Below are 12,215 nucleotides of genomic sequence, written 5' to 3' on the forward strand. Positions count from 1 at the left end.
ATTGACGGATTTTTTTATTCAAGATTATTTATTTCTGAGATATTAAAACTATGACTTTTTGAATTTTCAATTTTCCTTTTAATAATAGTGGAATCTACTTTCAATGTGTCAAAATTGAATGTTCGAGGTTCTAAATAATATAATTCTAAAATGGAATCTTTTCTATTTATTGTTCCGAATTTATATTGTTTATTAGTAATAGTATCAAAATATATTGTGTCATTTTTCAGATAGTATTTACCAACTTCTCGTGATGGGAAAAAGCAAAACGAATTTACAATATAAATATCATTAGATTTAAAATAATAAGTTGTACTGCAATCCGCAGTTCCAATACTATAAGCGACTAATTTATCTTTTCCATATATTGTTTTATCTGTTATTATTCCTGATGGATATAGAAAAACTAAAGTCAAAACAACAATGCTAATAAAAACAGGTATTCCTTTTTTGAAATTTCTTTCATCATCATCAAAATATTTATACAACTTTAGTATTGTAGAAATAATTAATCCTATGAATAAAATAAGCTCTATTAAATATAAAACAATCGCGAAAATTCCAGTTTCATGAATCCAAAAATGTTGTGTATTAATTAATAGAAACAATAATACTAAAGAACAAAAATGAAATGGATATAGTTTGAACATAAAACAAGTTAATCAAATTGTAATATAGCTATTATAAATCATTTATTTATAATTATTTTCCATCTTAATTATCTCATCAAATTCGTCCAAAGTATCTTTACTTTCAGTTTTGTAATTTTTAGATTTTCCTATAAAATGAATCAATTTTCTATCTTCAAAATAATAACGAGATTCTTCTATTATCGATTTTTTATCATCAAATTCTTTCCAATACAAAGGAAAATTATAAGTTGTATCTTGTTCAAAAACGAAAGATAATTTATCATTCAACAAATAATATTCAGCCAAATACTGTCCAGATTCTCCAAACTTTCGTACTATAATTTTTTCTAATTTATCATTTAAAAAGTAATAATTTATAAAACCTCCTTCAGTAGAGTCATCTGTTTCAACTTCTTTTATTTTTGACCAAATTTTAATTGAATTAATTCGATTAAAATTTGATTTAATTGGATCTAATTTATTTTCAAAATCTTTTGAAATAATAACTTCAGAACTTTTATAATCTTTTTGTTTTTGAGCAAATACATTAAATGAACTAAAAATAATAAACGAAATTAATAAAAGAGTTTTCTTCATTGTACTAAAATTATTTCCATAAAATTCAATAAAATATACTAATTTTCAATCAATAATAATAGTGAATTTTATGCAATTTAGAGTCACTCGTCATACCAATCAAATCAACGAAATAAAAAAATTCTATACTAAAGTTTTAAATTTTGAAATCCTTGGAGAGTTTCAAAATCATAATGGATATGATGGTATTTTTATTGGAAAACCAGATTTAGACTGGCATCTAGAATTTACAACAACTCACGAAAATATCAATCATCACTTTGATGAAGACGATTGTTTGGTATTTTATCCAACAACGCAACAAAAATATAACAAACTCATTGAGCGTTTAGAAATTCATCATATCAAACCAATAAAATCGAAAAATCCGTATTGGAATGAAAATGGAATTTCTTTCTTAGATCCTGATGGATTTGTTATCATTGTTTCACCTTTGAGAATTAAATAATTTGAAAAAATACATCTGCTTCATATTGCCATTTTTCATCTTTAGTTGCAAAAATGAAAATTCTACGAATTCTAAAACTCATAATGATTCAAATCCAAAAATTATTGAGAAAGAAAGCTTTATAAACGAAAAAGAAGATAAAATAATTCATCGATATTCCGTACCGAAAGGTTTTCAAAGAGAAAATTATAGTCAAAATGAATTTGGTTATTATCTACAACATCTGAAATTGAAAGACTTTGGAACACTTGTGAAATATTATAATGGAAAAGAAAAATCTGTAAATAATGTATACAATGCAGTGATTGATTTACCAATTGGAAACAAAGATTTACATCAATGTGCAGATGCAACAATGCGTTTGAGAGCCGATTATCTCTACCAACAAAAGCGTTATGATGAAATCTCTTTCAACTTTTTATCAGACGGAAAACCACGCAAATTTACAGATTTTGCAAATGGAGATTATTCACCAGAAAATTATTGGAAGTATTTGGAATATGTTTTCAGTTATGCGAATACAGCTTCTCTAAAAAATCAATTAGAGTCGGTAAAATATAATCAAGTAAAAATTGGAGATATTCTTTTACAACAAGGAAATCCTTATGGACATGCTGTTATGGTAGTTGATTTAGCAAAAAATGAACAAGGCGAAAAAATTGTTTTACTCGCCCAAAGTTATATGCCAGCTCAAGAAATTCAAATTCTTAATAATCCAATGGATAAAAAATTAAATCCTTGGTATAAATTACAACAAGGTAAAATTAAAACTCCAGAATGGTTGTTTACAAGTGATGATTGGAAAACGTGGGATTAAACGTCTTTTTAATACAATATTTAGTCTTAATTTTACACCAAATTAATCGCCGTGAATCGAGAAGAAATAGGAAATCAACTGCTAAATGAAGTTTTACAAATTCAACTTGCCAATAAACCAATCAATTCTAAATATTTAGATTTAAAACGTTTGGTTGAAAATATTGCATTTGAGTTAACAAAAAACGAAGCTTTACAGTTTTCTAACTTTTTCTCGAAGCTATCTTTTATCTGTAATCAATACCAAGTTTCTACTAAAATTCATTCGTTTCGTAAAACTGCTCAACGAATTCTGAGCGAGAAATACGAACCGACAGAACACGAATATTTTACACATTATAAATATATTGCAGATTTTATTTCTTCGATTTATGAAGTAATGATTCCAGCAGAAATTATCTACTATTTTCCTGAAAAAGAATTTTATACCATCAAAATTCTTACTCGAAATCGGGTTAAAAAATTGCGTGTTCAAGTGATTGAAATCAAGCGTGATTGTTTGATTTGCGATCATGAAGATAATGAAACTGATGAAAATATTACAGTTCAAATTGATGAAGATGGCGTCAATGAAAATTTTACTTCTGTTCAGGATTTTTGGGTTGGTGCACAATTAAATTTAGTCAATTCGACGATTGATGAAGAAGGAATTTATCATCCACGTTTCATTATTCTCGAACCAGATTATTTGGTTGATATTTCTGCAATTGCTGAATGTTTTCAAGATTATGGAACTTCTGAATTGCATTATATTCAGAAAAAATTTGAAGAAGCGCCAAACAGCAAACACATTCGATTAGGAAATTTTGCCAATTCGGTTGTCGATCATTTTTCGACGGAAAACATTGAAAACACTGACTTTAATGAGATTTTCAAGAATGATTTCAAAAATTATCCATTAGAATATACGGCTTGCAATGATTTGACGAATCCACAAGATTTGAAAGATTATTATTTGGAAGCGAAAGGTCATTTTGATCGTATTCAAAAAGTGCTGACGGAGGATTTTCCGCAATATGATATTTCGTTGGATCGTGCATTAATAGAGCCTTCATTTTTGTGCGAACAATACGGAATTCAAGGTCGTTTGGATTTATTGGACATTAATCCCGAAGGAAAAAATAAAATTATCGAACTGAAATCTGGTGGCGCACCTTTTCCTGATGATGGAAAAAGTGTCAAGCCAAATCATGCGACGCAACTCTTTTTATATTACCAAATTATTGGTGTTTTGTATGATTTAGAGTTTAAAGATGTCACAAAAAACACCGAAGGTTATATCTTCTATTCGAAAGTATATCAAGGAAATTTACGTTTTGATGTGCCAACTTTAGCGCGAGTTCAACGTATTTTTGATTTACGAAATCGAATAATTATCAATGAAAATCGGTTAGCAAATCATACATTAACCGATATTGAATCAACTATTTATTCGATTAAACCTGCCAATTTTATCAAACGAAAAATTAATCCTCGTTTCAAAGAAATTTTAGAAGAACAGTTGGATAAATTTATCTATCCGATCAAAAATAGTTCACCGTTAGAAAAAGCTTATTTTTATTCGTTTACGAATTTCATTGCGAAAGAGCAATATATGGCGAAACTTGGTTTGGGACAATCAACTTCTAACAACGGTTTGGCGAGTTTATGGCTGAATACTTTCGAAGAAAAAAACAATAATTTCGAGATTATTTATGATTTAGAAATTATAGAAAATCATATTTCTGATCCAAAACGTGAAATCAAGTTAAAAAGAACCAATCCTGCGAATGATTTTATTTCGATTCGCGAAGGTGATATTTGCATTCTTTATCCAAGAAATAATTTCAAAGATTCAGTTTTAACAAATCAGGTTTTTAAATGTACAATTAAAAGTATTTCGAGAGAATTTATTGTGTTACGTTTTCGTTATCAACAACCTAATACACGCTTTTTTGATTCGTTTGATTCATCAGGAAAATGGGCTTTGGAGCGCGATTTTATGGATTCTTCTTTTGTTTCGATGTACCGAAATCTGTATGGATTAATTCATTCTTCGAAAGCAAAGAAAGATTTGATTTTAACGCAATCTATTCCAAGAAATCAAATGGATTATGCGTATTTTAACTCAAATCTTTCGGATGAACAAAATCGAATTCTGAAAAAAGCACTTTCCGCAAAAGATTATTTCTTGTTGAATGGACCTCCAGGAACAGGAAAAACATCGATTATCATCAAAGAATTGGTGAAAGAAATCTACGAGAAACAAGATTGTAATATTTTGCTCTTGGCGTATACCAATCGCGCGGTTGATGAATTATGTGAATCGATCTATTCGGCTATTTCTGATCAAATTGAACAAAAATTCATCAGAATTGGGAATGAATTATCTACTTCTCCTGAATTTCATCCAAACTTATTGAATAAAATTATTGAGCAAAAAGATGCTGATTTAGAGCAAAAAGATGCTGATTTAGAGCAAAAAGGAGAAAAATTTTCGAGAAAAACGATTCAAGATATTATTCGTAAACAACGCATTTTTGTTTCGACGGTTGCTTCAATTTCGAGTAAAAATGATATTCTGAAGTTGAAGAAGTTTGATACCATTATTATTGATGAAGCTTCGCAAATTTTAGAACCACAAATTGTTGGGATTCTACCAAAAGCAGAACGTTTTATCATGATTGGTGATCACAAACAATTGCCTGCAATCGTTTTACAAAATCCTAAATTAGCGAAAACAAATAACGAATTATTAGAAAATATTGGTTTAATTAATCGTAAAAATTCTATTTTCGAGCGTTTGTATGAATTTTGTGAACGAAATAATTACGAAAATGCGTTTGACCAATTGACTTATCAAGGAAGAATGCACGCTGAAATCGCAGATTTTCCGAACAATTATTTTTATGATGGAAAATTAAACGTAGCCTTTGATATTCCAAATTTAAATGATGAAATAAAACAAAGTTTAAATCGTCAACGTGCAGATTTACATTTTGAACATTATAATCAATCAAATAATTTACAAAACTTTATCACGAATCATCGTTTTGCATTTATCAATGTTGACGAAAATCCTTATTTGCCTTCAACGAATGTACAAGAAGCCGATTTGATTGTGAAGTTTGTGCAAGAAATTATTCATTTATATGAAATCAATCAAAAACCATTTGATCCAAAGAAAACAATTGGAATTATTGCCCCTTTTAGAAATCAAATTGCATTAATTAAACAGAAATTAGAATTAGCAAATATTCCAAATCATGAACAAATTACAGTTGATACAGTGGAACGCTATCAAGGAAGTCAGCGCGATATTATTCTGTATAGTTTTGCTGTGACGTATCATTCGCAATTGAATGCCTTGGTGAATATGAACGATCAAGGAAATGTAGATAGAAAGCTGAATGTTGCCTTAACGCGCGCAAAAGAACAATTATTTTTAATTGGAAATCAAGCCATTTTGAAAGAAAATCAATTGATTAAAACCTTAATTGATTATTTAGAAAATAAATCTACCTATAAACTAACAATCTAATTAAAATCACTTCTTAATTCGTTTAAGATTCAGTAAATTTGTGCAACTATTTGTAGAAAATTATGTTGTATCAAAGAAGTAGCGCATTATTCAAAGACGCGCAAGAATATATTCCGGGAGGTGTAAATTCTCCTGTTCGTGCATTTAAATCTGTTGGAGGAACGCCAATTTTTATCAAAAAAGCCGAAGGTGCCTATATTTATGATGAAGATGGACGTGCTTACGTGGATTACATCAATTCTTGGGGACCAATGATTATTGGGCATACAGATCCGCGTGTTTTGAATGCGACTGTTGAACAAATGAAAAATGGTTTTTCTTTTGGTACACCAACTGAATTGGAAACTGAAATTGCTAAGTTAATCACATCCGTTGTTCCAAATATCGACATGGTTCGTATGGTGAACTCTGGTACAGAAGCGTGTATGTCTGCAATTCGTTTGGCAAGAGGTTATACAAATCGTGATAAAATTGTAAAATTTGAAGGTTGTTACCACGGACATTCAGATTCATTTTTGATTAAAGCTGGTTCTGGTGCTGCAACTTTTGGAAATCCAAATTCTCCAGGTGTAACGCAAGGAACAGCGAAAGATACGTTGTTGGCAGAATACAATAATTTGGAAGATGTAAAAGCTTTATTCGAACAAAATAAAGATGAAATTGCAGCCATTATTGTTGAGCCAATCGCAGGAAACATGGGGTGTATTGTTCCAGAAAAAGGTTTCTTAGAAGGTTTGAGACAAATTTGTGATGAAAACGGTGCTTTATTAATTTTTGATGAGGTAATGACAGGTTTCCGTCAAGCGATGGGAGGTTCGCAAGAGCGTTTAAACATCAATGCGGATATCGTAACATTTGGTAAAGTAATTGGTGGTGGTTTCCCTGTTGGAGCTTTTGCTGCTCGTCGCGAAATCATGAATCACCTTGCTCCTCTTGGTCCTGTTTATCAAGCTGGAACTTTATCTGGAAATCCAATTGCGATGCGTGCTGGTATCACAACGTTGAATATTATTAATAATGATAGAGAATTATTTAATCGTATTGATAACGCAACTGAAACTTTAGATAAAGAGATTTCTAAAATCTTTGCAGAAAAAGGAATTCCAAATCATATCAATCGTTTAGGTTCGATGATGTCTGTGTTCTTTACAGAACAAACAGAAATCAAAAACTTTACAGATGTAACGAAATGTAATCACGAAAGATTCAATAAATTTTTCCATCATTTGTTGACAAATGAAGTTTACATTGCTCCTTCTGGATACGAAACTTGGTTTATTTCTGATGCAATTAAAGATACAGAAATCAATAAAACATTAGATGCTGTGAGAAGCTTCGAAGGTTAATAATAAACAAAAAATGCAGTAGTTTTCTACTGCATTTTTTATTAAAATAAATCATCATCGATCATTTTAGCTCCTTTTAAGGTTGCCATATAACGAAGTGCTTTGATGTATTTTTCTATTAATTCAGGATTATCTATTTTGAAAAATATACAAGTATTCAGCCCGTTATACATTGTATTTGAAATAACAACAATTTGATTTTTTGTATCTTTTTTGGATACATCTTTTATTCCACTCCAATTAATTTTCGTATATGCTCCATTGTCGGAATAAGCATGAATTATATCACCGTTAATTTCTAATCTCCTTGCTCCTTCCTGAACTGTGATAGAACTAACGTCATAAACTTCCGCTTTTTTTGTATTCAACCATTCGAGTGTTTGTTCTTCTGTTTGAGCATTTACCCATACAAAGCTGAAAAACAAAAGAATTAATATCAATAAATTTTTCATTTGATATAATTTATACTTTTTAAATATGCAGCATCTGTTTCTTTCGGAATATCCATCCAAACCCAATCAGCTTCATAGTCAGGATCCCAAATTCTTATTTTAACACCAATCAAATTGTCAAGTTTATATTGCAAAACAAAATCCTTTCCAATAAAAATTTTATCATCTGTAATTTTATAACCATCATAGATATAAACCTCTTCGTTCGAGTTTGGAAGATAAAAAAAAGCGGTTTTATTATGAGGATTTAAAACTAGTGTTTTATTTCTCAAATCATCAGGCAGACTGTACATTTTACCATTTTGATCTTCTAACCGAATAAGCCGCCAATTATTTTCAGTCAAAATTTTAATCTTCTCTTTTAAGCTTAAATCTTGTGCTTTCGCACTTCCAACTCCTAAAACGAACACAAATAGTATAATTATTTTTTTCATAACGAAATATTTATAACCAGTTTATTTGAAGTAAATTTCTTTCAATTATAAATGAAATAAAATACCTCAAATGAAGTATTTTTACTTATTGGTTTTCATCAATTTACTCTATTGACTGTATCATGAAGATATAATAGAAATCTGTCTTAAAAATTTAAAGAAAATTACAGAAAAAATATTTTGATTGAATATGCTCAATATTTATTACAAAAAGGAGAGTTGAGAAAGAAGTATCTTGAATTTAGAAAAAAGAAAAAAAAAGAAGCAGAATATGATTATTGATAAAAACTGTCAATTTAGACAGTTTTTTATCAACTAAAATCTCCTATATGTTCCATTTCACTTTCGAAACTTAGCACTTTAGTGGCATATTTTTGCAAACTTTTTTGCTTAATTTCTGATAAAAAATTATTCTTGAATTTATCTAAAGTCAATTCATCATTCACAAATAATTGCAACGAATAAGAAACCGCTCCTGGTTCAACATGAGAAGTTATTTTTCCTAAACGAGCTCCTATAAAACAATTTGATTTCAAATAATCATTAATATGCTCTTTCTGAATCCACTCAAACCAGTCGTCATGCACCTCTTGTTCAACAATAAAAGTTGTATTATATAATATCATTCTCTAATTTTTTGCAAAGATACAAAGGTTTTCGCATTATATTTTTCTTGAAAAAGAAAGTCTAATCAAGATTTTATTTTTAAATTTACCTATTATTCATAACAAACAAAGATGAACAATACGCAACAATTTATACAAGAGAATAAACAACGTTTTCTTGATGAATTAATCGAATTACTTAAAATTCCTTCAGTTAGTGCTGATCCAGCCTACACACAAGACGTAAATGATGCTGCCGAAATGGTTGCAAAATATTTAAAAGAAGCAGGTGCTGATAATGTTGAAGTATGCGAAACAGAAGGATTTCCTGTTGTTTACGGAGAAAAAATAGTTGATGCTTCAAAACCAACTGTTTTAGTTTACGGACATTACGATGTACAACCAGCTGATCCTTTAGAATTATGGGAATCTGGACCATACGAACCAGTAATCAAAAAGACAGAAATTCATCCTGACGGAGCAATTTTCGCACGTGGTTCTGCTGATGATAAAGGTCAAATGTTTATGCACGTTAAAGCTTTTGAGGCGTTAAACAAATCAAACGAATTACCTTGTAACGTTAAATTTATGATCGAAGGTGAAGAAGAAGTTGGTTCTCCTTCATTAGTAAATTTCGTTAAAAACAATAAAGAGAAATTAAAAAATGATGTGATTTTGATTTCTGATACTTCTATGATTTCAAACGAACAACCTTCTATTTCAGTTGGTTTACGTGGTTTATCTTATGTAGAAGTTGAGGTAAAAGGAGCTAATCGCGATATGCACTCTGGTGTTTATGGTGGGGCTGTTCCTAATCCGATTAATGTTTTAGCAACAATGATTGGAAAATTAATCAATGAAAAAGGTCACATTACAATTCCAGGTTTCTATGAACCAATTCTTGAATTAACAGAAGATGAAAGAGCTGATTTAGCTAAAATTCCATTTGATGTAGAAGAATACAAGAAATCTATTGGTATTGCTGATATCCAAGGAGAAGAAGGTTTTTCTACAATCGAAAGAGCGTCTATTCGTCCTACGTTAGATGTAAACGGAATTTGGGGAGGATATATTGGCGAAGGTGCTAAAACAGTTATTCCTTCTCATGCGTATGCTAAAATTTCAATGCGATTGGTTCCTGGACAAGATCCAGAAGTTGTAACAAAACAATTTGCAGATTATTTCCCAACTTTAGCGCCTTCTTCTGTAGAAGTTAAAGTAAAACCACATCATGGAGGTAAACCTTATATTTTACCAACAAATCATCCTGGTTTTATCGCTGCTAAAAAAGCGTTAGCTGAAACTTTTGAGAAAGAAGCGTTAGCCGAAAGAGCTGGTGGATCTATTCCAATTGTTGCTTTATTCGAAGAAGAATTAGGAACAAAATCTGTTTTAATGGGATTCGGATTAAACTCTGACGTTATCCACTCTCCAAACGAACATTATGGTTTATTCAATTTCTACAAAGGAATCGAAACTATTCCATATTTCTACAAATATTTTAACGAACAATAATTTTCGACAAAATAACTTCTGAAAAGCGAATCAAATTGATTCGCTTTTCTTTTTGGTTTATAGTAGAATGATTAATTTTGAACTTTATTTTTATCAATGAGTAAAAAATTCTTAATTGCGGGTGCAGGAATTGCGGGTTTAACTTTAGCAAAAGCTTTGCAAGACTTAAATTATGATTACGAAATCTTCGAGGCTTCGTCAGAAGTTCGTGGAATTGGGGCTGGTTTTGGTTTGGCTTCTAATGCAATGAAAGCATTTGAAATTCTAGGTTTAGCAGAAGAAGTTGCTCCTTTGGGGCATATGTTAGAAGATTTTGAAATTCAAGATTGGAAAGAAAAAACGATTCTGAAAGCCGATACAGAACGATTAAGAAAAAATTACAACAACGAAAATTTTGCCATTCATCGTGCAGATTTACATCATTATCTAGTCTCGAAAATTGATTCGAATAAAATTAAAACGTCAAAAAAAATAAAATTATTTGAACAAAGTTTTGAGAAAGTTGTCCTTCATTTTGAAGATGGAACTTCTACAGAAGGTGATTATTTAATTGGTGCTGATGGGATAAATTCTACAATTCGTCAACAATTGTTAAAACAGTCGACACCTCGTTATGCGGGATATATTTGTTGGCGTGCCATTGTGGAAGATAAATCGTATAACTCAAAGAAAAGTATCGAAACATGGGGACCAAATGGTCGATTTGGTTTGACTCCTCTTATCAATCATCAAATATATTGGTACGCTTGTGTCAATACAAAACTAAATTCTGAAGTTTACAACTACGCTTTAAGTGATATTAAAAATCAGTTCAAAGATTATTCGGGACAAATCAGAAATACTTTACAAAAAACGAATCCAGAAAGTATAATTGCTACGCCAATTATGGATATAAAACCGATTAATAATTATGCATTTAATCGTGTTTTATTAATTGGAGATGCAGCACATGCAACCACACCAAACATGGGGCAAGGCGCATGCATGGCGGTTGAAGATGTTTGCGTTTTGTATGATGAATTAATCAAAAAAGATACTGATATTTTGTTAGCTTTTGAACATTATAATTTACGTCGTTTGAAACGAACACATTATATTATCGATACTTCTCGTTTGGCTGGAAAAGTTGCTCAAGTAGACAATAAATTTTTGATGAATATACGAAATTTTGCTTTCCGAAATTTACCACAATCTTTGATGCAAAGTCCTTTAGAAGACTTATTGGAAGAAGATTTTATGAAGATTTAGTTTATTCCATTATTAATTTATCTAATAAGTTTTTCATTATTTCTGTTCCGTTTTCTTGGTAAACAAAACCATGATTACCCTTTTCTAATGATTCTAAATGCCAATTTTTGTTATGTTTTTTTAAATAAATTGATTCCACTTCCTCAAATTTAAAAACGTTGTCATCTTTAGCATTCAACATATAAAAAGGTTTTTTGATTTTAGAAAAGTCAATCTCTTCAATTTTTAATTTTGGATCTGCAGAAAAAGCATAAAAACCTTTAAACAAATTCGAATGATTTGTTGCAAACCAAAAAGTTGCTGAACCGCCATTTGACATTCCTCCAAGATAAATTTCTTTCTTGTTTATAGAATATTTTTTTTCAACTTCTTTTACAATCGATAAGACATTTTCAAAAGCTTTTTTTCCAAATGGATACAGAATAATAGCATTGTATTCATCTGCCAAAGAAAATATAGATTCTTGCTCTATTTGATAATTATTATGAGTAAAATTTTCTGTACTCACCACTCCTCCATGCAAATAAACAATCATTCTTGAAGGCTTTTTAGACGAATAACTTTTAGGAATTAAAACCAAATAAGGAACTTTGATAGAATCT

General features: G+C 30.0%; 12 protein-coding genes. 6 read left to right on the forward strand and 6 right to left on the reverse strand.

Annotation, left to right across the window (positions count from 1 at the left end):
- Positions 1–14: 14 nt before the first annotated feature.
- Positions 15–488 carry a hypothetical protein gene (locus N5D03_RS03125; RefSeq protein ID WP_280050918.1) on the reverse strand — a complete coding sequence of 158 codons (474 nt, stop codon included), beginning with the start codon at positions 486–488 and terminating at the stop codon, positions 15–17.
- A gap of 204 nt (positions 489–692) precedes the next feature.
- Positions 693–1,229, reverse strand: coding sequence for a hypothetical protein (locus tag N5D03_RS03130; protein ID WP_280050919.1), 537 nt, complete (start codon positions 1,227–1,229; stop codon positions 693–695).
- 70 nt (positions 1,230–1,299) lie between these two features.
- Between N5D03_RS03130 and N5D03_RS03135 the strand changes: the two genes are divergently transcribed.
- The 4 genes from N5D03_RS03135 to hemL all read left to right on the forward strand — a co-directional run bounded on the left by N5D03_RS03135 (position 1,300) and on the right by hemL (position 7,359).
- A complete protein-coding gene (locus N5D03_RS03135) occupies positions 1,300–1,677 on the forward strand; it encodes a VOC family protein (RefSeq protein ID WP_125349524.1) in 378 nt (125 codons plus the stop codon).
- Positions 1,678–1,702: 25 nt separating this feature from the next.
- Complete coding sequence (locus N5D03_RS03140; RefSeq protein WP_260391973.1) at positions 1,703–2,494, forward strand: DUF4846 domain-containing protein; 792 nt, start codon at positions 1,703–1,705, stop codon at positions 2,492–2,494.
- Between the two features lie 51 nt (positions 2,495–2,545).
- Positions 2,546–6,013 carry an AAA domain-containing protein gene (locus tag N5D03_RS03145; protein ID WP_280050920.1) on the forward strand — a complete coding sequence of 1,156 codons (3,468 nt, stop codon included), beginning with the start codon at positions 2,546–2,548 and terminating at the stop codon, positions 6,011–6,013.
- Positions 6,014–6,075: 62 nt separating this feature from the next.
- On the forward strand, positions 6,076–7,359 hold the full coding sequence (hemL, locus tag N5D03_RS03150) for a glutamate-1-semialdehyde 2,1-aminomutase (RefSeq protein WP_280050921.1): 1,284 nt from the start codon (positions 6,076–6,078) through the stop codon (positions 7,357–7,359).
- A gap of 41 nt (positions 7,360–7,400) precedes the next feature.
- On the opposite strand, the gene N5D03_RS03155 is transcribed toward hemL, so the two are convergent.
- The 3 genes from N5D03_RS03155 to N5D03_RS03165 all read right to left on the reverse strand — a co-directional run bounded on the left by N5D03_RS03155 (position 7,401) and on the right by N5D03_RS03165 (position 8,871).
- Positions 7,401–7,811, reverse strand: a complete 411-nt coding sequence (locus N5D03_RS03155) for a hypothetical protein (RefSeq protein ID WP_280048879.1) — start codon at positions 7,809–7,811, stop codon at positions 7,401–7,403.
- The gene (locus N5D03_RS03160) at positions 7,808–8,245 is read right to left on the reverse strand and encodes a hypothetical protein (protein ID WP_280048881.1); all 438 of its coding nucleotides are present in this window, start codon (positions 8,243–8,245) and stop codon (positions 7,808–7,810) included. The genes N5D03_RS03155 and N5D03_RS03160 overlap by 4 nt, the downstream gene beginning before the upstream one ends.
- Positions 8,246–8,556: 311 nt before the next feature.
- A complete protein-coding gene (locus N5D03_RS03165) occupies positions 8,557–8,871 on the reverse strand; it encodes a DUF4286 family protein (RefSeq protein ID WP_280050922.1) in 315 nt (104 codons plus the stop codon).
- A gap of 111 nt (positions 8,872–8,982) precedes the next feature.
- Here N5D03_RS03165 and N5D03_RS03170 point away from each other — a divergent pair, with 111 nt between their 5' ends.
- Together N5D03_RS03170 and N5D03_RS03175 are read left to right on the forward strand one after the other, a co-directional pair.
- Positions 8,983–10,365: a dipeptidase gene (locus tag N5D03_RS03170; protein WP_038334410.1), complete on the forward strand. Its 1,383-nt coding sequence runs from the start codon at positions 8,983–8,985 to the stop codon at positions 10,363–10,365.
- Between the two features lie 96 nt (positions 10,366–10,461).
- Entirely contained in the window at positions 10,462–11,613 is a 1,152-nt protein-coding gene (locus N5D03_RS03175; RefSeq protein WP_280048884.1) for an FAD-dependent monooxygenase, read from the forward strand.
- Between the two features lies 1 nt (position 11,614).
- Here the strand turns inward: N5D03_RS03175 and N5D03_RS03180 are convergent, their stop codons facing one another.
- Positions 11,615–12,193, reverse strand: a complete 579-nt coding sequence (locus tag N5D03_RS03180; protein WP_185144145.1) for a dienelactone hydrolase family protein — start codon at positions 12,191–12,193, stop codon at positions 11,615–11,617.
- Positions 12,194–12,215: the final 22 nt, after the last annotated feature.

The sequence above is a fragment of the Empedobacter sp. GD03861 genome (genome assembly GCF_029840885.1).
Taxonomy (GTDB): domain Bacteria; phylum Bacteroidota; class Bacteroidia; order Flavobacteriales; family Weeksellaceae; genus Empedobacter; species Empedobacter falsenii_B.